Source organism: Myxococcus sp. AS-1-15 (genome assembly GCF_020037055.1).
Taxonomy (GTDB): domain Bacteria; phylum Myxococcota; class Myxococcia; order Myxococcales; family Myxococcaceae; genus Myxococcus; species Myxococcus fulvus.
On sequence record NZ_JAIQDF010000026.1, the window covers coordinates 60,207 to 81,823 of the forward strand.

The 21,617-nt window shown below is 69.2% G+C and carries 16 protein-coding genes; 14 read left to right on the forward strand and 2 right to left on the reverse strand.

Annotated features, from left to right (window positions below; translation table 11 throughout):
- Positions 1–27 precede the first annotated feature (27 nt).
- The 9 genes from K8625_RS41480 to K8625_RS41520 all read left to right on the forward strand — a co-directional run bounded on the left by K8625_RS41480 (position 28) and on the right by K8625_RS41520 (position 12,458).
- Positions 28–912, forward strand: coding sequence for a carbohydrate ABC transporter permease (locus tag K8625_RS41480; RefSeq protein ID WP_223785812.1), 885 nt, complete (start codon positions 28–30; stop codon positions 910–912).
- Positions 909–1,721: a carbohydrate ABC transporter permease gene (locus K8625_RS41485; protein WP_223785813.1), complete on the forward strand. Its 813-nt coding sequence runs from the start codon at positions 909–911 to the stop codon at positions 1,719–1,721. Before K8625_RS41480 ends, K8625_RS41485 begins: the two co-directional genes overlap by 4 nt.
- Before the next feature lie 81 nt (positions 1,722–1,802).
- Complete coding sequence (locus K8625_RS41490) at positions 1,803–5,189, forward strand: serine/threonine-protein kinase (RefSeq protein WP_223785814.1); 3,387 nt, start codon at positions 1,803–1,805, stop codon at positions 5,187–5,189.
- A gap of 14 nt (positions 5,190–5,203) precedes the next feature.
- Positions 5,204–6,019 carry a sigma-70 family RNA polymerase sigma factor gene (locus tag K8625_RS41495; RefSeq protein WP_223785815.1) on the forward strand — a complete coding sequence of 272 codons (816 nt, stop codon included), beginning with the start codon at positions 5,204–5,206 and terminating at the stop codon, positions 6,017–6,019.
- Entirely contained in the window at positions 6,019–6,879 is an 861-nt protein-coding gene (locus tag K8625_RS41500) for a serine/threonine-protein kinase (protein WP_223785816.1), read from the forward strand. The genes K8625_RS41495 and K8625_RS41500 overlap by 1 nt, the downstream gene beginning before the upstream one ends.
- Positions 6,880–6,935: 56 nt before the next feature.
- Positions 6,936–7,802, forward strand: coding sequence for a CBASS oligonucleotide cyclase (locus K8625_RS41505; protein WP_223785817.1), 867 nt, complete (start codon positions 6,936–6,938; stop codon positions 7,800–7,802).
- Positions 7,803–7,890: 88 nt separating this feature from the next.
- Positions 7,891–9,705 (forward strand): SAVED domain-containing protein, encoded by a 1,815-nt coding sequence (locus K8625_RS41510; RefSeq protein WP_223785818.1) that lies wholly within the window; start codon positions 7,891–7,893, stop codon positions 9,703–9,705.
- 16 nt (positions 9,706–9,721) lie between these two features.
- Positions 9,722–11,197 (forward strand): SAVED domain-containing protein, encoded by a 1,476-nt coding sequence (locus K8625_RS41515; RefSeq protein ID WP_223785819.1) that lies wholly within the window; start codon positions 9,722–9,724, stop codon positions 11,195–11,197.
- Between the two features lie 691 nt (positions 11,198–11,888).
- Positions 11,889–12,458, forward strand: a complete 570-nt coding sequence (locus K8625_RS41520; protein WP_223750840.1) for an imm11 family protein — start codon at positions 11,889–11,891, stop codon at positions 12,456–12,458.
- A gap of 18 nt (positions 12,459–12,476) precedes the next feature.
- Here K8625_RS41520 and K8625_RS41525 read toward each other — a convergent pair whose 3' ends face one another.
- Positions 12,477–13,397 (reverse strand): hypothetical protein, encoded by a 921-nt coding sequence (locus tag K8625_RS41525; protein ID WP_223750841.1) that lies wholly within the window; start codon positions 13,395–13,397, stop codon positions 12,477–12,479.
- Between the two features lie 291 nt (positions 13,398–13,688).
- On the opposite strand from K8625_RS41525, the gene K8625_RS41530 reads away from it, so the two are divergent.
- The 4 genes from K8625_RS41530 (at position 13,689) to K8625_RS41545 (ending at position 19,010) form a co-directional block, all read left to right on the forward strand.
- On the forward strand, positions 13,689–16,673 hold the full coding sequence (locus K8625_RS41530; protein WP_223785820.1) for a DEAD/DEAH box helicase: 2,985 nt from the start codon (positions 13,689–13,691) through the stop codon (positions 16,671–16,673).
- Positions 16,670–17,644 (forward strand): SWIM zinc finger family protein, encoded by a 975-nt coding sequence (locus tag K8625_RS41535; RefSeq protein WP_223785821.1) that lies wholly within the window; start codon positions 16,670–16,672, stop codon positions 17,642–17,644. The genes K8625_RS41530 and K8625_RS41535 overlap by 4 nt, the downstream gene beginning before the upstream one ends.
- 259 nt (positions 17,645–17,903) lie before the next feature.
- The gene (gene cas6 / locus K8625_RS41540; protein WP_141330485.1) at positions 17,904–18,536 is read left to right on the forward strand and encodes a type I-MYXAN CRISPR-associated protein Cas6/Cmx6; all 633 of its coding nucleotides are present in this window, start codon (positions 17,904–17,906) and stop codon (positions 18,534–18,536) included.
- 39 nt (positions 18,537–18,575) lie between these two features.
- A complete protein-coding gene (locus K8625_RS41545; RefSeq protein WP_141330483.1) occupies positions 18,576–19,010 on the forward strand; it encodes a hypothetical protein in 435 nt (144 codons plus the stop codon).
- A 27-nt stretch (positions 19,011–19,037) separates the two neighbouring features.
- On the opposite strand, the gene K8625_RS41550 is transcribed toward K8625_RS41545, so the two are convergent.
- A complete protein-coding gene (locus K8625_RS41550) occupies positions 19,038–19,883 on the reverse strand; it encodes a hypothetical protein (protein WP_141330481.1) in 846 nt (281 codons plus the stop codon).
- Positions 19,884–20,172: 289 nt separating this feature from the next.
- On the opposite strand from K8625_RS41550, the gene K8625_RS41555 reads away from it, so the two are divergent.
- A complete protein-coding gene (locus K8625_RS41555; protein WP_370642035.1) occupies positions 20,173–21,615 on the forward strand; it encodes an RAMP superfamily CRISPR-associated protein in 1,443 nt (480 codons plus the stop codon).
- The last annotated feature ends 2 nt before the right edge of the window (positions 21,616–21,617 follow it).

The window sequence follows — 21,617 nt, forward strand, 5'->3', positions numbered from 1 at the left end:
GCTGCGTGAGCACGAGCGGGAGGCGCGATGAGCGAGCCGGTGCGTGGCTCGCTGGAGCGGGAGCGCCGGCAGGCGTACTGGTTGGTGGCGCCGGCGGTGGTGGTGCTGGCGGGCGTGGCGCTGTACCCGATTCTCGCGGCGGTGTGGCTGAGCCTGCACCGCTTCATCCTCGTCTTCGGCGAGCGGAGGTTCGTGGGGCTGGGGAACTACGCATACCTGCTGAGTGACGCGCGGTTCTGGGCGGCGCTGGGGAACACGGCGTACTTCACCGCGGTGGCGGTGACGGTGGAGTTGCTGCTCGCGGTGCCGCTGGCGCTGCTGCTCCAGAGGTCCTTCCCGGGGCGGGGCTTGCTGAGAGCCTCGGTGCTGGTGCCGTGGGCGATTCCCACCGTGGTGAGCGCGAGGCTGTGGGCGTGGATGTTCAATCCGGACTACGGGCTCATCAATCGCTTGCTGCTCGGACGGGACATCAACTGGCTGGGGGCGCCGGGGTACGCGCTGCACGCGGCGATACTGGTGGACGTGTGGAAGACGACGCCCTTCGTGGCGCTGTTGGTGTTGGCCGGGCTGCAAGGGATTCCGGAGGACCTGTACAAGGCGGCGCGGGTGGACGGGGCGACACCGTGGCGAATCTTCCGGTCGATAACGCTGCCGTTGCTCAAGCCGGCGCTGTTGCTGGCGGTGCTGTTCCGCTCGTTGGATGCGTTCCGGGTGTTCGACGCCATCTACGTGCTGACGGAGGGCGGGCCGGCGAACACGACGGAGACGTTGAGCATCTACGCGTACAAGACGCTGATGCGCTCGGGGGACTTCGGGTACGGGAGCACGTTGTCGGTGGCGACGTTCCTGTGCGTGGTGGTGCTGGCGGCGGTGTGGCTGCGGCTGTTGGGGCGTGAGGAGCGGGCGCGATGAGACAGCGCGTGGGCTTGGGGACGGCGCTGGCGGTGGTGGCGTTCCTGACGTTCTTCTTGGGGCCGTTCTTCTGGCAGATGCTGACGAGCCTGTGGCCGGACGGAGAGCTGACCCGGCCGTGGCCGTCGCATCTGACGTGGGAGAGCTACGCGAGCGTGCTGTGGGGGCGGCCGTTCCTGCGGGTGGTGGTGAACTCGCTGGTGGTGGCGGCGCTGACGACCGGGTTCTGCCTGGTGGTGGGCTCGGCGGCGGCGTTCGCGCTGGCGAAGCTGGAGTTTCGAGGCAAGGGGCTGCTGTTGAGCGCGGCCCTGGCGGTGAGCATGTTCCCGCCGATTGCGACGGTGAGCCCGCTGTATCTCATCCTGCGCGCGGTGGGGTTGCGAGACAGCCTGGTGGGGCTGGCGTTGCCCTATGCGACGTTCGCGATGCCGTTGACCTTGTGGGTGCTGACGTCGTTCTTCAAGCAGCTGCCGGATGAGCTGTATCGGGCGGCGAGGGTGGACGGGTGCACGCCGTTCCAGGCGTTCCGGCGGGTGTTGTTACCCCTGGCGGCGCCGGGGCTCGCGACGACGGCGATATTGGTGTTCATCTTCGCGTGGAACGAGTTCCTGTTCGCGCTGACGTTCCTGACGACGCCGGAGAAGCGCACGGTGCCCGTGGCCATCAGCCTGTTCGCCAGCGAGTACCGTGAGCCGTGGGGAGAGATTGCCGCGGCCTCCGTGGTGGCGACGCTGCCCCTGGTGGTGCTGACCGTGTTGTTCCAGCGGAGGATTGTGTCCGGGCTCACGGCGGGGGCGGTGAAGGAGTAGGGCGCACGGGGTGGGAGAGACCCGCCCCCGCGCGGGGGATTCCTCGGGTGAGGCCTGGCGGAGTAAATCCTTTCGCATCCCATGCTCCGTGCTCCGTCGTCCCAGGTTGGTCCGTTCCGGTTGCTGCGGCAGTGTGGCTCCGGAGGCATGGGTGAGGTGTTCGAGGCCGTCAACGAGAACACCGGACAACTGGTGGCGCTGAAGCTGCTGTCCCGGGACGCGTCGAGGGAGCCGCAGGTCGTCGCGCGCTTCCTCCAGGAGGGGCGCGCGCTGGTGAAGCTCGACCTCCCGGATGTGGTGCGAGCCTTTCATTGTGAGAAGCAGGCGGACCAGGTGTTCCTGGTCATGGAGTTGCTCGACGGCCAGGACCTGCGGAAGTGGATGGGCGGGCACTCGGGACGCGTGCCGCGCGAGACGGCCTTGGCCCTGTGCGCGCAGGTCGCGCGAGTGATGGCGGAGATCCACGCGAAGGGCATCGTCCACCGGGACCTGAAGCCGGAGAACGTGTTCCTCTGCACTGACGCGAGCTCGGCCCTGGGATATCGGGTCAAGCTGCTGGACTTCGGCATCGCCAAGCTGCCGCCGTACCGTGATGACGCAGTCGCCGCGACCCAGGTCCATACGCATGAGAACGTGCTCATCGGGACCTATCACTACACGGCACCGGAGCAGCTCCGGAGTGCCTCCTCGGCGAAGGTCTCCGCGGACGTCTACTCCCTGGGGGTGATGCTGTTCGAGCTGCTCGCGGGGCAGCGGCCCTTCGAGTCGGAGGAGATGGTCGAGGTCATCTCCGCGCACGTGAACACGCCGCCGCCCTTCCTGGGGCAGTTGGCGCCGACGATTCCTGGGGCGCTCGCGACCTTCGTGGCGTCGATGCTCGCGAAGTCGCCCGAGGAGCGCCCGACGATGGCGCGGTGTCGCGACATGCTGCTCCGGCCCTGGGCGCAGGAGCAGGACGTCTGTCCCGTGCCGGGGCTGGCGTCCTTCAATGAGTCGCAGGCGGAGCTGTTCTTCGGGCGCGGGGCGGAGACGCGCAGGGTGCTCGAGTCTCTGGACGAAGCACGCTCGGGAGGGCGGCGCTGGGTCTCGCTGGAAGGGCCGAGTGGTGTGGGCAAGTCCTCGCTGCTGCACGCGGGCGTGCTGCCGAGGCTCCGTGAGCCACCGCCGCCAGGGCTGCCGCGCTGGGTGGTCGTCGTGGCGAGGCCGTCGTATGAGCCGGTGCGGAGCCTCGCGAAGGCGCTCGTGACGGCCTTCCCCACGCGGGATGCGGATGCGGTGGAGCGAGGGCTGCGAAGCGGGCCCGAGGGCCTGCGGACCTTCGTCCAGACGAACGTTCCTGAAGACAGCTTGATGCTGCTGGTCGTGGAGCCGCTGGAGGAGCTCTTCACCTCGGGGAGCGCCGAGCAGTCGGTGCTGGATGGGCTGCTTGTCACTGCCTTGTCCGGGGAGGGGCGGCTGCGGCTGCTGACGTGCTTGCGCAGCGACTTCCTGCACCGGCTGGAGCAGTTGCCGAGGCTTCCCCACCAGCTTCAAGAAGCGATGCGCTTCCCGCTCTTGCCGATGGGTGAAGCGGCGCTGAAGGAGGTCGTCGAGGGGATGGCGCGCCAGGCGGGGATGCAGCTCAGTGAAGGCCTGGCGGAGCGGATGGTGCGCGACGCGAAGGGAGAGGGCGGCGGGCTGCCGTTGCTCGGGCATGCGCTGCGCTCACTGTGGACCTTGAGCGGTGGCGCGCCCCTGACGCACGAGCACTATGACCGGATGGGAGGCGTGGGCGGCGCGCTGTCCCAGCAGGCGGAGCAACTGCTGGCGAGCCTGGGCGAGCAGGGCCGGGAGCGTGCGAAGTGGATCCTGCTGTCCCTGGTCCAGGTGGGACGTGGCGTGCAGGACACGCGGCGGCCTCGTCCCAGGAGCGAGGTGTTGGCGGAGGCGGGAGGTGATGCACTCGCCGAAGAAGCGTTGCTTCGCCTGAGCGGGCTGTCCGGGGTGGCGGGCGGTGAGCCCGGACCTCGACTGGTGCTCCTGTCCGGAGGGGCCGAGGTCGAGTCCCAACGTGTGGACCTGGTGCATGAGACGCTGTTGCAGCGGGTCCGCTCGCTCGTCGCGTGGCTGGAGGAGGAGCGGCGAGACCTGGAGGTGCGCGCGGACGTCGAGGTCGCCGCACGGAACTGGGAAGAGGCCGCGCGGCCGAATGAGTGGCTCCCTCGGGGAACGATGCTGACGCACTACCGGGGCGGTGTCGGCACCTCTGGACGGGGTGTCCATCGGCTGAGTCCTCGCGCGAACGCATTTCTCCAGGCCGCGAGCTGGTTGGAGCGGCGTCGGGTGTGGACCGGCCGCGCATTGGTGGCCGCGGCTTCATTGGCCGTGGTCGTGATGCTTGGAGTGACGGTGCAGGCGTGGGAGCAGCGCGAGCGCGCCGACCAGAACCTCCACCGCATCATGAACTCCGCGGAAGGCATCGTCTCCGACGCGGACTGGGAGCTGAGCTGGATTGCGAACACGCTCGAGGTCCGACGGGCGTTGCTACGTGGCTTGTCGGACTCGCTGGAGGGGTTCTCCGAGGAGGAGCAGCAGCGGCGAGAGGTCCTCTGGCAACGCATCAAGCTTGCCCACCGGATGGCCGACCTGAGCTTCCTGAATGACACGCTGCAGGTCGCAGGTGCGCACCTCCTCCACGCAAGGAACCTCCTGACCCAAGGTGAGGCGCTCGGTTTTGGAGACGAGGGTTACCGCATGCAGTGGGCCTTCAATCAATCGAAGCAGGGCAAGGTCGACCTGGCGGCGGGGCGATTGTCCGAAGCGCGAGCCCTCTTCCTGCAATCCGTCGAGTATTTCGAAGCTCAGCGTGCCGCTGAGCCGCGCTCGGTCTCCGGAGACCGGGACTCCGCGGTGGGCCTCAGCGAGCTGGCGGACCTGGAGCTCGCCGAGGGGCATGTGGAGGGGGCCCTGCGCTGGATCGAGCGCGCCGTCCCGCTGTTCTCCACGCGGGACCCTGACTACGGCGCGGCGCTGTACGCGCAGGGCCTGGCGTATCAGGCGGAGGTGATGCGACGGGCGGGGCGTCTGGCGGACGCGCACCCTCGATTGGATGAGGCCATGAGGCTCATGGCACAGGAGGCGAGCACGCATGCCGGGGACCATCACCGCAAGTGGATGCTGGAGTGGGTCCGACTCTGGAGCGCGAGATTGGCCTCTGACGAGGGCCGCTGGACGGACGCAGCGGTGGGCTACACGGCCGCGGTGACTTCCGGGCGCGAGCTGGTCAGGGGGGAGCCCACGAGCAAGCGATTCGCCCTGGCGCTCCTGGAAGCGCTGCGTGGGGCCGAGGCGTTGGCGCTTCGGCGAGGGGATTCTGACCAGGCGGAGGCACTGCGCAGGGAGGGGTGTGCGCTGGTCCATGAGTTCGTCGCGCGCGACCCGGAGGACGTGCGCTTCAAGGCCCTGGCGTGCGAGAGTTTCAAACCGTGACGTGGGGGATGCGCATGGCCGAGCCTTCTTTGTCGGAGTGGTCTTTCGAGGCGCTGTTGCAGCGGGTTCGAGAAGGGGAGAAGGCCGCGCGGGACGAATTGTGGAGCCGTTGTCTGCGGCAGGTGTCCCAGTGGGCCGAGAAACAGCGTGCCCAGGTCGAGAAGGTCGGCGCGCGGCCTTCGGACGTCACCCAGGACTCCCTGCTGAAGGCGTTTCAACAGCTCGACCATTTCCAGGGGACCACGGAGGGAGAGTGGTGGGCCTGGCTCCGTCAGATCGTGAGGAACGAGGCCATCGGGACCTATCGACATGGCACCCGGAAGCGGCGCGACGCGACGGCGACGGTGTCGCTGGATGGAGAAGAACTCCTCGGCGTGAAGGCGCAGGAGCGCAGCCCGAGCCAGGTGACGGCACTCCAGGAAGAGTGGCGACGCCTCATCTCCGGCTTCCAGTGGTTGGAAGGTCATCAGCCGGACCAGCACCAGGCCCTGAAGATGTTCCATCTCGATGAGCACCCGGTGAAGGCCATCGCGGAGCACATGGGCAGGACGCCCAAGGCGGTCGAGAGCCTCATGGGGCGTGGGGTGCGCGCCTTGCGTGCCTGGATGGCGGATGAACCAGTCCTGGAGGACCCGCTCTCCACCGAGGCAGCCGCGGAGCGCAACGAGGTGGATGCGGCCTTCTCCAAGTACCTGCGGCTCCTGGAGGCAGGCGGGACGGTGGAGGTCGAAGCCTTCGTGAAGGGCTACCCGGACTGCGAAGAAGAGCTCCGGGGCATGCTCCACTGGATGGACCAACTGCGTGCCTTGGACCCATCCAGGAAGCGCTGATGTCGCTCCACGGGATGCAGTGGGGGCGCTACGTCATCGACAGCCTCGTCGCGGTGGGCGGGTCGAGTGATGTCTATCGGGCTCGTGCGCTCGATGGAGATGGCTGGGTGGCGGTGAAGACCCTGAGCCAGAGCGCGAGTCTTCAGGCGGAGCTGGTCGCGAGGTTCCAGAACGAAGCAGAGGCGCTCCTGTCACTGCGCCATCCGTATCTGGTCGAGGCGCTCGAGATGGGCACGCCCACGGAAGACGGGCCCCCCTTTCTCGTCCTGGAGTGGCTCCCGGTGAGCTTGCATGAGCTCCTCGCGCGGCGAGGTGGTCGACTGTCGTTGGAGGAAGGTGTCCAGGTGCTGCGCCAGCTCGCGCAGGTGCTCCACTTCCTGCACGAGAAGGGTGTCATCCATCGAGACCTGAAGCCCGAGAACGTCCTCATGGCTTGTTCCGGACCTGACGCACTGGAGGTCCGTCTCACCGACCTGGGCCTGGCGCGCCTCGTCCCGGGAGAGGGGGCACGGGCTCCTTCGCTGTACGTGTCCACGGCGAGGGATGCGCTGCTGGGGACGGGGGAGTACATGGCCCCCGAGCAGTGGACCAGTCCCAAGGGCGTGGACGCGAAGGTGGATGTCTATGCGCTGGGGGTGCTGGGCTTCCGTCTGCTGGTGGGCGCGCCTCCTTTCAGTGCGAGTGAGCGTTCGGGGTTGTTCTTCCTTCATGCGCTCAAGCCCCCGCCGCTGGCTCTCCTGGAGGGATTGGCTCCCGAGCCCCTTCGTGTCCTGCTCGGAGCCATGCTCGCGAAGAAGCCGGGGCAGCGGCCCGAGATGGTCGACGTGGCGAGGACCTTGGACTCGCTCGCGAGGGACTGAGCCCGGTCTGGCGTCCTCTCTTCCGGAAGGGATTTCCCGCGTGGGAGAGGTGCGACATGTGGACCGTGGAGCAGGCGATGCAAAGGCTCGTCGAGGAGCAGGAGTTGACTCGCGCCGAGCGTGACAACGTGACGCGGCAGCACGAGGTCGTGCGCGAAGTGCTGATTCGGCGGCTGCCACTGTCGGAGGTGTTCCTGTCGGGCTCGTACAGCCGGGGGACGGCGCTGCGTCCCTTGCACGACGTGGATGTGTTCGCCGTGTTCGACGCCGACCGCCAACCGAGGGGGCAACGGGAGCCTGACGCGTTGCTGGGTGAGGTGCGGCAGGTCTTCGAGGCGGAGTGGCCGGGACGCGACTCGCCGGCCCTGCAGAGACACTCCCTGCGCATCGACTTCTCCTCGGGAATCAGCGTCGACATCGTGCCGGCCTACACGCGAGGACCCGGGGGCTATCTCATTCCCCAGCGGGACACGGGCGCCTGGATTCAGACGAACCCGAAGGAACACCAGGCCGCCTGTGCCCAGGCGGACCAGGCCGCGAGAGGTCGACTCAATCCCCTCATCAAGCTGGTGAAGCAGTGGAACCGAGCTCGGGACAACAGTCCGCTGCGCTCCTTCCACCTGGAGGCGATGTGCTACTCGGCGTTTGCGTCGCCGCCCGAGGGGACGCTGCTGGAGCGACTCGAAGCCTTGTTCCGGCACCTGTCGGAGCGCGTCATGCAGACCTGCCGTGACCCGGCGAAGCTGGGCGTCGCGGTGGATGCTCGGATGACGCAGGGACAGAAGGAGGCCGCTCGCAACCTGTTCCAGAACGCCATCCGGGAGGTGCGCCTCGCTTCGCAGGAGCGCACGTCGAACCCGGAGCAGGCGCACCAGCGCCTCTCGACGCTGTTCGGGCCCGTCTACCGCAAGCGCGGCCCTTGAGCCCCTCGTGGGAAAATGAGCGGGCTCGCGAGGGGGCCACTTCGCGTTGGCGTCTTCCTCGGTGGACGACGTCAACCGAGGTGCGCACATGTCGAACGTGGAGCTGTCCATCAATCGCAGGACCGAGGCGCTCATCCTTCGTTACGAGCACGACCGGCCCGTCATCGAGGACGCGGCACGCCAGACGCTGACGCGTGAGGGGCTGGAGGGTTATCGCGACGTGGCCAGCGCGGTGCTCCATCCGTACGACGAGAAGCTCAGCGTGCGCTCGCTGCGGGGGGAGGCGTGGGCGGGGGCCTTCCTCGAGAACGAGCGGTTCGCGAGCGCGCTCATCAGCAAGGAGAAGGAGCTGGGGCTGGACCACCTGCCGGTGCACTTCTTCGGCTGCGCGCCGCTGGAGCTGATGCTCCACCTGGCTTCGTGCCTGCCCCGACGTCGCCTCCGGGTGTACCAGCAGTCCGGGAGCGGCGAGTGGTCGCTCGGCTTCGACCGGACGATGGCCGCCGCGTCCGAGGACTTCCTGGAGGTGGAGGGGCTGCCGAAGGCGAAGCAGGGCGGCTCGGGCGTGGTGGCGCTCGTCGTGGAGGTGACTCGCGCCATCGGCGACCAGGCGCTGGAGGCGTTCCGCAGGAAGCATGGCGCGAACCTCCTGGCCGAGGTCCGGGTTCGCCCCGTGCGCGGGCCCGGCCCCGCGGCCATCCAGAGCCCCGCGGAGGTGTCGCGCGCGGCGGAGCAGCTTCGCGGTGTGCTCGGGGATTTGCACGAGCGGCTGGGCGGCGCGACGTCGATGCTGCTGGCGATGGACTGCCCGGGGAGCTTCGCCGCCGCGCTGGGCACGGCGGTGAACGTGAACACGCAGCTCCCGCTGTGGCTCCACCACTACGACGCGGACCGGAGGCAGTACCTGCTCGTCCAGGAGATGAAGGCCGGACGCGCCGCGCCCCTGGCGGTGGAGTACACGACCGCGCAGTTCGCGGTGGCGGCGAAGGTCCTCGGCGAGGTGCGGAAGGTCCACCAGGAGCTGGTGTCCTGGCTGTCCGAGCCCGCGCAGCAGGACCTCCTGTCGGAGCTGAGCGTGCAGGACCGCACGCACTTCGTGCGCGGCTCCGTCGAGGATGCGCCGTCGACCGGGCCCATCGAGATCTACCGGCACTTCGAGGGCAAGTGGGGCTTCGACGTGGGGATGTTGCTGGCCCTCAAGGAGCTGAAGGACCGAGTGGGCAGCGAGGACTGGAAGGAGTGCGTCCGGCTGTACATGGTCCACGAGGTCTTCCACGTCCAGCAGGGCGGGCTGACCTCGTACACCTACAGCGGGAGCGGGCGCACGGGCTTCGTGCTGGAGGCGGCGGACTTCGACGCGGACGCCATCGCAATCGAGGTGGCGCTGGCGTGGCGCAAGTCGAAGCAGGAGGGGACGGTGGCGGGCGACGGTGAGACCCGGACGATGGAGCGCATCATCTGGAACGCGATGGAGAGCCTGCGCATGTTCGAGCCGGAGACGCCCATCCGGACGCTCTCCGAACGACGGCTGCGCCGCTACCTCATCTGGATGTTCCAGGTGTGCCGGCTCAGCGCGCTGAAGCTGACCTCCGCGCGAGGCCCCGCGCCGAAGCTGGAGCGCGCGACGGTGGAGATCGCCGGCCTGAGGACGTCGCCGGACCCGTTCGAGACGTACTCGCAGCAGCGGGTGGACCTGCTCGACGTGGACCTGGATGACGAACTCATCACGGGGGTCTACTTCCAGCGCAAGCTGGTTCGAGACCCGGATCGTCGCTGGGTGAAGCGCGTGCTCGAGGCGCTCAGCCGCTGGGGCGAGAAGCCGCGCGAGGACGCGCAGGACGAGATGCGGCGGCTCTTCGAGGAGTTCTTCAACCGTCATCGCGAGCTGGTTCAGTCCCGCTGAAGGAGCGCGGTCCGCCATGGGAGAGCAGAGCGCATCCCGGCTCGAGGGAGACCGGTATCAGTACCTGTACGCCTGGCACGAGCTGCTCCGGCTGCTCGACGCGGAGTGTCCCTTCGAGCACGGCTATCTGGAGCATCCCGAGGCGGGCTCCGCGGACGACGTGACGCTGCACGCGCGCGAGGGCTCGGGCGTGGCGAGCCGCTTCGTGCAGGTGAAGTGGCACGTGGACCACCGTGAGGTGTACTCGCTGGACTCACTCACGGAGGTGCAGCGCGGGAAGGGACGCCCGCTGTTGCACAAGCTCTTCACGAGCTGGCGTGCGCTGCGTGCCCGAGGGCCCGTGGAGGTGTGGCTCGTGAGCAACTGGGGGGCGGAGGAGCGGCTCGGGCGCTACCTGGTGGGCCGGGACCACTCGCTGGCGCCGGCGTTCTTCTCGGAGTCTCGGCCTGGTGCGTTCGGAGAGGGGGGCTCGCGGTGGGCCGAGCGGTGCGAGACGACGCCGGAGGAGCTGGCGTCGTTCCTCGGGGACCTGCGCTTGCGGTTGGGGTTCGCGAGCATCCGAGACCTGGAGGAGCAGGTCGACTGGCGCATGGACGGGCTCGGGTTGCGGCAGGGCGTGAACCCGAGGGCCATCGTGCTCGATGGGATGCGCGAATGGGTGGAGCGCTCGGGGGAGGTGAAGCGGGTGACGCGCGAGTCGCTTGTGGCGTTCCTGCGGGCCCGGGAGCTGTTCGCGCCGCGGGAGGAGGGGCCCACGGTGAGCCTGTGGGTGCATGGGTGGGCGCGGCGCAGGTGGGAGGGGCCGCCGCCGACCGAGGAGCTGGATTGGACGGGGTGCTTCGAGCGGGACACGCGGCGTCATCCGGAGGAGGCGGTGTGGAGTGAGCGGCTGTGGCCGGAGCTTCGGGCGGCTCGGAGGCGGCTGATGGAGCGGGCGGAGGGGGCGCTGGTGGATGTCCGGGGGAAGGTGCCGCTGAGCGTGTCGCTGGCGGTGGGCTCGCAGTTCTCGGAGGCCGCGGGCTTCCGACTCCGGGCCGAGCAGTTCACGCGGGGCGAGACGTTCCTGTGGCGTTCGGACGTGGGGGCCTCGGAGCGGAGGCTGCGCGCGGTGGAGCGCGAGGGGGCGCCGGAGGGGCAGGCGTTGCTCGTGGTGTTCCAGCTCACGGGGGACGCGGGGGCGGAGCGGGAGCGCTTCGAGGCCGAGCACCCGGGGGTTCACCGCGCGGTGTTGGTGCTGGAGCCGGAGGAGGGGACAGGGGACGGCGCGGTGCGCTCGGCGGGGGACGCGGTGGCGTTCGCCGTGCAGGCTCGGGAGCTCATCCGTCGCGCGCGGAGCCAGTACCGGGTGCGGACGACGCACCTCTTGCTCTACGCGCCCTCGACGTGCGCGCTGTTCCTGGGACAGCGGCTCAACGCCGTCGGGCCCGTGCTGGTGCATGAACTCGCGCTGGATGGACGGTATGTGCCCGCGCTCACGGTGCAGACGGGGTGAGGGGCCTGCGGCTTGGGGAGGGGTGTGATTGTTGTTGGAGGTGTCTGTCTTGAAGGGGTTGGCGTGGTCCTGTCTGTAGGACGCGGTGCTGTCATGGGTTTTCGGGGGGGCGTGAGGAACTTCGCTGAGTGGAGGTGGTGATGGTGCGAGGTGGGGCGAAGGAGCGTGCGGGCGACTGATGTGTGGGATTGGACATTCAAGCACCTCGGCGTGGCGAGGGCCGCGGGGCTTGAGGCGGGTGAAAAGTCGTGGGGTGACGCGGGGTTGGGGCTCTTTGACAGGTGAATAGGTGCTTGAATGGGGAATGGGTGAGGGGTTTCAATGGGTTGGGTGATGTGGGATGTCGCGTTGGCGTTGGAGTTCGTGGACAGGGTGGGGGTGCTTGAAAACGGGGGTGGTAAGAGGGCGGAATCGTTTGGGATTCCAGGGCGGCTCCGCCGCTCGCCGTGATGCCGGAAGGCGTTGAGCACCTGCGCATCGTCGCGATGACGTGAGCCGGGTAGCTGACCGCCGCTCGCCGTGCTGCCGGAAGGCGTTGAGCACGTGGCGACGTCGTGATTCATGCCGATGCGGCTCCGTCGCGGCCTGTCGGGTCGCGCTCGAGAGGGAGCTTGCTCGGATTGTGCGGGATCTCGTAAGGGAAGGGTCCAAGCTGCGGAAGCTCGTCGTGAAGGGCGCCGAGGAGTGAGTCGTGGAGCGACGGTTCTTCGATTTGAACTCGGACGAGTACGTCAAGGGGCGCTGGTATCTCGGGGACCCGACCCATCTGGACGGCGGGGAAGTTGAAGACGTCTGGCGGTTCTCGGACGGTGTTCCCGTCGAACTCTCCGAGAGACTGCGCGTGCCGGTGCGCACGCCCGGAACCGCGCTCGATATCGAGTTCGCGGGAGTGGGCCTCGTGTCGATTGTCTCCGCACGAGTCGCGTCAGTCTTCCGAGAGTTGGCGCCCCACGACGTTCAGCTCTTCCCCGTGGAGGTCGAAGGGACGAGCGAGACCTGGTTCCTGCTCAACGTGGCCAGACAGCTCCGCTGTATCGATGACGAAGCCTCCGAAGAGGTCCAGCTCCGCACCGCGGAGGACTATGATGACCGGATTGGAGAGTATGGCTCCGTCATCGGGTTGCGAATCGACAAGTCGAAGGTCGGCGCCGAGAAGGTGTTTCGATTGTGGGGTTGGCGTGTACCGCTCATCGTCGACGAAGAGGTGAAGGATGCCTTGGAGGCGAACGGCATCCTGGGGGGACGCTTCGACGAGGTTTGAGGCCGGGAGGTCACAGCCTCAGGGCAGCGTCACCGGGACGGACTGGAGCGCTCCACCCGGGATGTCCGTGGGGAGCATCAGCTCTGGGCGGCCCCCGGGCGTGCCTCCGTTCTTGTACGTGTTGAGCTGCCCCGAAATCATCCACTGGCCCGGCTGGCCCCCGGGGCCCTGGGCGTAGTGGATGAAGGGCGTGGAGCCCGTCGGGAGGTTGTGCTTGCCGGTGGGGTGCGAGTAGTCGCTGGGCGTGTAGCTCCCCGCGGGCTTGAGGTTCGGGTGCTGCGACAGGAAGCCGTCCAGCTCCGCCTTGCCGTTCTTCGAGTAGTCCGCGTGGTGCAGGAAGGACAGGTTGTTGTTCTTCGTGTCGTGCAGCGCATGCACGGCGCAGCCGTTGAGCGCGCCCGTCACCACCATGTTCGGCTCGCCGGGACGCGGATGCAGCGGCACCCCCTGGATGCCCGCGAACTTGCCCTCGCCCGTCGAGAGGTAGTGCATGTAGTGCGCCGGGACGCCCGGGCTGCCCGCGGGCGAGACCGACAGGTTCGTGTTGTTCTGGTACTTGTGGGCGTTGAGCGACACCAATGAGTCGCTGGCGTTGACGAAGGGCTTCTGCGCGGTCGGCAGCGCCACGCCCTGCGGCGCGCCGCCCGGGAACATGTTGTAGGAGTTCAGGACGTTCTGCCCCGCGTGGCCCAGCGGGTTGGCGCCGAACGACGAGGTGACGTCCTTGCCCGGCTGCTTCGTGGGCGGGGTGTTCACCTTGCTCGACGAGGGCTTGCTGCCCTGCGTGTCGAACCCATCCTGCACGGAGTTCAGCTTGGTGGGCGCGGGCTTCGTCTCGACGGGCGGCGGGGCGCTCGGCTTGTTCGCGCCGCTCCCAGTGCCCGAAGGGCCCTTGGTGCTGAAGGGGTTCTTGAAACCGCCGAGCTTGATGCCTTTCACGGAGAGACTCCTGTTGTCGAGGGGATGGATGGCGCGTCGAGGGTGACTTGCAAGGCTCCAAGGCAACTTCCACGCCAGCCGGGTCTCCTTCCTGAGCTCTCAGGAAGCACTGGCACTTGTGGAGAAAGGGACCCCGCCCCGGCGCACGCCGGCTGATGTCTCCTGTTCATCCCCTGATGTCTCCAGTCACCACCCGGCGGTCTGGACGCAGGGGGCGGGCCGATGACCCGGGTGCCTGCTTCCGCTTCATTGTCCTGGTGCCCCAAGGACTCGGGCTTACATTCCAGCCCGATGCCCCTCGTCTTCCTGCCCGACGTCGAGTCGCTGTTCCTCTGGGGAACCGAGCCGCTCCCTCGCGTGCTCTCCGACCTGCGCGGCTCGGGCGACGCATCCTCCACCCTCCTCGTCACGCCCGACGGACCGCGCGAGTGCGCGGGACACACGTTGCCGCTCGCCGCCACCGTCAAGCGACTCGCCGTGGTGCCCGCCTCCGAGGTCGACACGTTCCCCGGCTCCCTCGCGCTCTGGACGCTCGCCAGCAAGCTCGCGCTGGAGCTCATCGCGCGGGAGCGCGTGGCGCCCACCCTCCTGCGCAAGAATGAGCGCATCGAGGCGCGCTGGGCCGCGGCCCTCTCCGCCGCAGAGGACTCCGGCCGCGTCGTCGCCCTTGCCCGGAGCATGCCCGCCGCCGCCCACGCCGTCCCCGTGGACGCCGGCCCCACTCCCTCCGTCTGGGCCCCCGAGGCCCTGCTGCGCGCCTTCCTCGACGCCACCGTGGACACCTTCGTCCGCGCTGCGCGCGGCGGTGGGCCCTCGCTGCCTCCTCGCGCCGCCTCGCGTCGTCCGGCCTCGTGGGACGAGCGCTGGCGCGCGGCGCTCTCCGGGCCTCGCCGCGACTTCGCCCCCGAGGGCTTCGCCGAGCGCTCCGTCGTCGACGAGCTGACGCGCTGGAGCGAGCCCGCGCTCGGCGCGAGGGACCGGCTGCGCGCCTGCTTCCGGCTCGAGCCTCCGACGGCGGACCGCGAGCCCTTCGTGCTGAGCTTCCACCTCCAGGCCCCGGATGACCCGAGCCTGCTCGTGTCCGCCGCCGACGTCTGGAAGACTCGCGGACGCCACCTGGAGAAGCTCGGCCGCGCCTTCCGTGACCCGCAGGAGTCGCTGCTCGAGGCGCTCGGCCGCGCCGCCCGGCTCTTCTCCCCCATCGGCCTCGTGCTCGAGAGCCCGCGTCCCCAGGCCCTCCTGCTCGAACCCGACACCGCGTGGACGTTCCTCTCCGAGGGCGCTCGGTTGCTCGCCGACGCGGGCTTCGGTGTCATCGTCCCCGGTGAGCTCACCTCTTCGGGCCGACGCCGCCTGCGTCTGCGCATGCGCGTAGGCGCGAGCGTCCAGACCGCCGGCGTCGTCGAGGGCACCTCGGGCCTGGGGTTCGACTCGCTCCTGCGCGTGGACTGGGACGCCGTGCTGGGCGACACGCCGCTCTCCGCGCGCGAGCTCGCGCTGCTCGCCCAGCGCAAGGCCCCGCTCGTGCGCTTCCGTGGCGCGTGGGTCGCGGTGGATCCCCACGAACTCGACGCCATCCAGCGCCACCTCGCCGAGGGCCCCGGCCACCTGTCCGCGAGCGAGGCCGTGCGCGTGGCCCTGCTCGGAGAGACGCGACACGGACAGCTCCCCGTCACCGTCCTCGCCACCGGCGCGCTCGAGGAGCGCCTGGGCCGGCTGCGCTCGGGCGGCACCACCGCGCAGCCCGCCCCCGAGGCCCTGCGCGCCACGCTGCGGCCGTATCAATCGCGTGGACTGCACTGGCTGGACACCCTGGCGTCGCTCGGGCTTGGCGCGTGCCTGGCTGATGACATGGGCCTGGGCAAGACGGTGCAGGTGCTGGCCTTCCTGCTCCGGAGGCTCGAGCGTGCTCCACGCGAGGCGCGCCCCACGCTGCTGGTGGCGCCCACCTCCGTGGTGGGCAACTGGGAGCGAGAGGTCGCCCGCTTCGCCCCCTCGCTGCGCCTGACGCCCCACTACGGCGCCGAGCGCGCTCGCGCGGTGAAGGACCTCCCGCGCGGCCCGGGCTCGCTCGTGCTCACCTCCTACGGCCTGCTGCGCCGCGACGCCGAGCTGCTCGCGCGCGTGGACTGGGCCACGGTGGTGCTCGACGAGGCGCAGAACATCAAGAACGCCGCCTCGGCCACGGCGCGCGCGGCCCGGGCGCTCTCCGCCAGCGAGCGCTTCGCTCTCACGGGGACTCCGGTGGAGAACCGCCTCGCGGAGCTGTGGTCCATCCTCGAGTTCGCCAACCCTGGCCTGCTCGGGCCGCTGGAGACCTTCCGGCGCGAGCTGGCGCTGCCCATCGAGCGCTATGGCAGCCAGGACGCCGCGCAGCGCCTGCGCCGCATCACCGGCCCGTTCGTCCTGCGCCGCCTCAAGAGCGACCCGAACATCATCGCGGACCTGCCCGCGAAGAACGAGATGAAGGTCGTCTGCACGCTCACGCGCGAGCAGGCCTCGCTCTACAAGGCCGTGGTGGATGAGGAGTTGCGCCGCATCGAGGAGGCCGACGGCATCGAGCGCCGGGGCCGCGTGCTCGCGCTGCTGCTGTTCACCAAGCAGATCGCCAACCACCCCGCGCAGTACCTCGGCGAGTTGGGGCCCTTGCGGGGGCGCTCGGGGAAGCTGGCGCGCGTGACGGAGATGCTCGAGGAGGCCCTGTCCGCGGGGGACAAGGCGCTCGTCTTCACCCAGTTCCGGGAGATGGGGGACCGGCTGGTGGCGCACCTGTCGGAGCAGCTGGGGCAGGAGGTGCTGTTCCTGCACGGCGGCACGTCGCGCAAGGCGCGCGATGCGCTGGTGCGCCGCTTCCAGGAAGAGTCCCACGGCCCGCGCGTCTTCGTGCTGTCCGTCAAGGCCGGGGGCACGGGCCTCAACCTGACGGCGGCGAGCCATGTCTTCCATTACGACCGCTGGTGGAACCCCGCCGTCGAGGACCAGGCCACGGACCGCGCGTACCGCATCGGCCAGAAGCGCGCGGTGCAGGTCCACAAGCTGGTGTGCGCGGGCACCGTCGAGGAGAAGATAGACACGCTGCTCGAGCAGAAGCGCAGGCTCGCCGAGCGCGTCGTGGGCACGGGTGAGCACTGGGTGACCGAGCTGGACACGGCGGCGCTGCGCGAGCTGTTCTCGCTGTCCTCGGGCGCCGTCGCGGACGAGGCGGAGGAGCACGAGGCGCCCGGGCCGAGCGCACTCCGACGACGCGCGCCGCGCCGGAAGGGGGTGGCGTCATGAGCCGCTGGAATGACTGGGGTTGGACGTCCGCGCCGAAGCGGCCGCCTCCCGAGCACGGCATCAAGATGAAGAAGGCCGGCGTCACGTGGTGGGGCCAGCGCTGGTTGGAGGCGCTCGAGCGCGTGCTGGCGGGGGACTCGAAGCGACTGGCCCGAGGGCGCACGTACGCGCGGGCCGGGCGGACGCATGACCTGGTCATCCGCGGGGGCGAGGTCACCGCGAAGGTGACGGGCTCGCGGCCCCGGCCCTATGTCATCTCGCTGAAGCTGGGACAGCTCGACGAGGACGTGTGGACGAAGGCCATCGCCGGGATGGGCGGCAAGGCGCAGTACAGCGCGGAGCTGCTGGCGGGGTCGATGCCCCAGGACATCGACGTGGTGTTCCGCGCGGCGGGCGTGAGCCTGTTCCCGCAGCGGCGCGAGGACCTGGTGACGAGCTGCTCCTGCCCGGACTGGGGAGACCCGTGCAAGCACGTGGCCGCCACGCACTACGTGCTCGGCGAGGCGCTGGACCGCGACCCGTTCCTCCTGTTCGAGCTTCGCGGCAGGACGAAGGAGCAGGTGCTGGGGGCCCTGCGGGCCACGCGCGGGAGCGGGAAGGCGGGCGCGCGGCGTCCGGCTTCGCCTTCGACGAAGCAGCGGGGGAAGTCGGAGGCGCCGGGCGTCGTCCCCGAGGTGCCGGGGGTGAGGTTGGGGAAGCTGACCTCGGCGGACTATGACCAGCCGCGCGCGCCGCTGCCCGCGCTGAGTTTCTCGTTCGACGCGCCGGAGCTGGAGGGGGCGGTGCTGCGGCAGTTGGGGACGCCGTCATCCTGGGGCGGGCAGGAGGGGCCCGGGGAGGTGCTGGCGCCGCAGGTCCGCGCGGCGGCGGAGGTCGCGCGGCGCATCGCGCTCCAGGAGGGAGGCGAGGACGCGGCGCCGAAGCCACGCGCGAAGGGGGCGGCGCGGGCCTCGAAGCGGCGAGGGCGCTGAGCGGGGCCGGTGAAAAAAGCGAGGGGGCGCGAGGGGACGACGTGGCGTTGGCGTCTTCCTGGGTGGAGCTGCGTGATGACCCCTGCTTTCCGAGCATCGGACGTGCCTGGGCTGCCTTTCGAGAGGTATGGCCCGTGGCGTCGCGCCGGCGTTCCATGCGTGGGCGGGTGCCATCACCTGAGTACCCCTTCGTCCAGGGTGTCGGACGAGGACTTCCCCGCAGGCCGGTCCCGCCGTGGCGGGGCCATCGAGGATGAACATGTCAGTGATTGACCTCGTCTACCCCGCGCGAGGCGGTGGGGTTCCGTTGGACCATGGGTATGCGTTGTTCTCGGCGCTGTCCCACCGGCTGCCGGGGCTGCACGAGCGCAAGGACGTCGGCATCTTCAACCTGCGGGGGACGCGGGCGAGCGGGAAGAGCCTGCTGGTGGGGCATGGGACGCTGCGGGTGCGGTGCCCGACGGAGGCGTTGCCGGTGTGGATGCCCTTGGGCGGCTCGGCGATTGAAGTGGGCGGGGGCGAGGTGACGCTGGGGGCACCCCGGGTATTTCCGCTGGAGGCGCCGGTGTCCCTGTCCTCGCGGCTGGTGACGTTCAAGAACGCGGTGGATGACGCGAGCTTCCGGAGCGCGGTGCAGCGGACCCTGACGACGCTGGAGTGCGAGGCCACCGTGCACGTGGGGCGGCGGCGCGTGGTGCGCATCGCGGGGAAGAAGGTGATTGGGTACGGGCTGACGCTGAGCAACCTGTCCGCGTGCGCTTCAGTGACCTTGCAGGAGCAGGGGATGGGCGGACGGCGGCACATGGGGTGCGGGCTGTTCCTGCCCACGCGCCTGCGTGTCGGCGTGGGGAGCTGGCAGCGCGGCCCGAGGGAGCTGGCGAGCCCGGCGTAGGCGACGGCAGACTGGCCCTGCGCTGAAAGGAGTGGGTCGGTGAAGAAGGGCTATCGGTTGGATGCTGTCGCTCGCGGATTCGCGGAAGTCTTCTTGCAAGCCCCATCCTCGAACCGACGTGCGGCCTTGGTGGCGGCTTGTGAGATGGGGTTGAGTCACTCCAGGGTGATGGACCCTCTCGCCAGCCGTGCGCTGGAATCCATCCGGAGTGGCGGTTCAGCGACGCCCACCCTGCGACGGGAGCTGGCTGAACGTGCCGCGCAGCTTGATGAGGCGTATCTCTCCCGGTGCGACGAGGACGGGAGCGCGGAGGCCGAGGCCCTGGAGATGTTCTCGAAGGCCCGTGCCTTTGCCTCCCTGGCCTATGCGCTGGGCGAGGGAGAAGACTGGCTCGAGGCACTGTATGAGGCGGTTTCGACCGTGGACGAGCAGGGGCGAATGGTCGAGCGACTCAGCGCGCTGTTGAAGGCTTGATGTCTTCGCCACGGCTGCGCTCGGAAGTCATAGGGGCCGGGTCGCGTCGCGCAGGGTGCGCAGCGCCGCGTCCGGGTGGGAGAAGGCGAGGATGATGAGCTGGTCCAGCGCGGCTTCGCCCAGTGCCGCCAGTCGCTCCTGTGAATCCGGGGGCAACGTCAGCTCCCGGACGCGCGCAAAGTTGATGAGCGTCCGAGCTCGGTCCCGGGCGCGCTCCAGCGCGCGCTGTTCATCCCAGAAAGGCGAGTCCATCATGATGTTCCTCAACGATGAAGTGAGCTGCTCACTTCCGAAGCGGCGTGACGTCAGGGTACCCAGGACGACGAGCAAGTCCATCTGCTCCCGTGGAGAAAGGTCGGTGGCCTGTCGGATGCGTGTCTCCGCCCAGGTCGCTCGCTCGGGCCCTGCTCGGGCATCGAGGACGGAGAGTGGCAACAGCGGCGTGGCGGCTTGGAGGGCCGGCTGCGAGAAGTCCACCTCCCACAACCGGACCACCAGGAAATCCAAGGTGAGTCGCGGCTGTCCTTGGCAGCGGATGACGTAGGGTGGGCGGATACCTTCGGCCTCGGGGACCACGAGGATGACCACGGGCAACACCGGGAGGTTCTCGCGCAGGTGCACGCGCACGGTGTAGTCCAGGAGCCGCCGTGCGAAGTCCGGGTCTGCTTGTGCCTGGAGCTCGAGCTCCACTGCGAAGCGCTCCGAGTCCGACTCCACGACGAGCACCGCGTCCGCGCGTCGCTCGGATTGGGGGAGGCTGCTGTCCGCGGCGCGGACGAAGCGTGGTGCCTCATCGCCGAAGAGCAGGAACAGCAACTGCGCTGGATGGCGCTGGACGAGCCCCCGGAGCACCAGGTCGAAGATGGGTTTCATGTTGTACCTGAGAGGTAGCATCCAGGTCTGACATCCGTCAGGTAGGGTTGGACGCACAGGAGAAAAACGCACGGGGCCGCGAGGGGGGCGCGCGGCGATGGCGTCTTCCTCGGTGGACATGTGCACCGACGCCCCAGCCCACGCTTCATCCACCACCACCGGGAGCGCTCCGCCGCCCATGGCCGCTCGGAGTCCGTCCGCGCGTCGTGCGCCCTTTCCCGTGGGCGAGGTCGCCCCATGTCTTCACCCCCATCACCGTCCTGCCCCGGCGGGTCGAGGAGGAGCCGCGGTGTGCCCTGATTCTTTGAACCTGCCCGTTCCATCCAAGGCCCCGCGCCCCAGGCGCGGACTGCCCACGGGCCCTCGGCGAGAGACCTTCACCGTGGACCTGAAGACCGTCACGCCCATCCTCGGGGGCGCGCCTGTCCCGCGTCAGCTCTCCGAGGTGGACCCCATCCGAGTGCCCACGCTGCGCGGACACCTGCGCTTCTGGTGGCGCGCGCTGTATGGCCATTCCTACGGCGAGCATCAGCGGCTCGAACTGGCCCGGCGTGAGCGCGCGCTGTGGGGTGGGATGACGCTCGGCGAAGAGAAGCCCTGTCGCTCCCAGGTGGACCTGTGCGTGCGCGCCGTCCGGGATGCCAGGCGGGATGGCTCTCCCATCGACATGACTCCGTCTTCTGCTTATGCGCTGTGGCCCGCCCGAGCCGAAGACGACGAGGAGCCGGTGCCGCGCTGGAGTCCAGGACTGAGCTTCACCTTGGAGGTTTCAGCTCCGGAAGGGGAGGGCATTCGGGAGGTTCGAGGGGCCCTCCGCGCGTGGGTGCTTTTCGGGGGCTATGGCTCACGGACACGTCGCGGCTGTGGCACGGTGACCTTCGTCTCCGCAGATGAGCGCGAAGCGTGGTTGCCCAAGAGCGCGACGCTCGACGACCTACGGCGTGTCTTCGGTGACGTGCCCCTGTTCCGGCCCGACCTCGCACCGTCACCTGGTGAGATGCCGTTGTTGCGAGGCGCAAGGCTTTACCGTGGCTTCAAGAACAGCTCGGGGTCACTCGGCGTCTCCGCATGGGGAGAGGCGCTCGGGTGGTTGCGAGAGTTCCGCCAGGGGATCTCGGGGGTGGAGGGGGAGCGGGCCAGGAATCCGCCACTGCCGGGAGATCACCCCAAGCGTCCACGACGTTCCAATTGGCCCGAGGCGGACAAGATTCGCCACCATGCGAGGCCCTTGAAGTCGGGGAAGGGTTATCGGGCCTACCCCGAGGAGCACGCCCCTCGGCCGCAGCATTCACGAGGACCTGCGTGGCCACGAGCAGGCTTCGGCCTCCCCATCGTCGTTCACTTTCAACAGAAGCGACGGGACAAGGGTCATTACTCGCCCAGCGAGCCCGAGGATGTTCAGCTCCAGTGGGGGGTGGCAGAAAAGAGGAATCGTGGAGGCACGGAGTTTGTGCCTCGAGACCGTCTGGCTTCTCCGCTCATCGTCAAGGCGATGCCGCTGGCCAATGGTCACTTCGAGCCCATCGCGCTGTGGCTCGAGCGCGCATACCCACGGAATGGCGAGGTCGTCTTGATGCAGTCCGGTAAGGCCCTCGACGCGACGCGCGCGGGCTTCGACGTGCTGCGCGCGAATGACGACCAGCCCCTGTTCACGCCGCTGCGCGAGGCGACATCGCTGCGCGAGGCGTTCTTCAACTGGCTGCGTGACACGAAGAAGGCTCGGGAGGCGTAAGC

Excerpts from the sequence above, each read along its gene's own strand:
- K8625_RS41535 (WP_223785821.1), top strand. The coding sequence starts at position 16,670 with ATGAGCCGCTGGAATGACTGGGGTTGGACGTCCGCGCCGAAGCGGCCG.
- K8625_RS41490 (WP_223785814.1), top strand. The coding sequence starts at position 1,803 with ATGCTCCGTGCTCCGTCGTCCCAGGTTGGTCCGTTCCGGTTGCTGCGG.
- K8625_RS41480 (WP_223785812.1), top strand. The coding sequence starts at position 28 with ATGAGCGAGCCGGTGCGTGGCTCGCTGGAGCGGGAGCGCCGGCAGGCG.
- K8625_RS41485 (WP_223785813.1), top strand. The coding sequence starts at position 909 with ATGAGACAGCGCGTGGGCTTGGGGACGGCGCTGGCGGTGGTGGCGTTC.
- K8625_RS41515 (WP_223785819.1), top strand. The coding sequence starts at position 9,722 with ATGGGAGAGCAGAGCGCATCCCGGCTCGAGGGAGACCGGTATCAGTAC.
- K8625_RS41495 (WP_223785815.1), top strand. The coding sequence starts at position 5,204 with ATGGCCGAGCCTTCTTTGTCGGAGTGGTCTTTCGAGGCGCTGTTGCAG.
- cas6 (WP_141330485.1), top strand. The coding sequence starts at position 17,904 with ATGTCAGTGATTGACCTCGTCTACCCCGCGCGAGGCGGTGGGGTTCCG.
- K8625_RS41510 (WP_223785818.1), top strand. The coding sequence starts at position 7,891 with ATGTCGAACGTGGAGCTGTCCATCAATCGCAGGACCGAGGCGCTCATC.
- K8625_RS41530 (WP_223785820.1), top strand. The coding sequence starts at position 13,689 with ATGCCCCTCGTCTTCCTGCCCGACGTCGAGTCGCTGTTCCTCTGGGGA.
- K8625_RS41550 (WP_141330481.1), bottom strand. The coding sequence starts at position 19,883 with ATGAAACCCATCTTCGACCTGGTGCTCCGGGGGCTCGTCCAGCGCCAT.
- K8625_RS41505 (WP_223785817.1), top strand. The coding sequence starts at position 6,936 with ATGTGGACCGTGGAGCAGGCGATGCAAAGGCTCGTCGAGGAGCAGGAG.
- K8625_RS41500 (WP_223785816.1), top strand. The coding sequence starts at position 6,019 with ATGTCGCTCCACGGGATGCAGTGGGGGCGCTACGTCATCGACAGCCTC.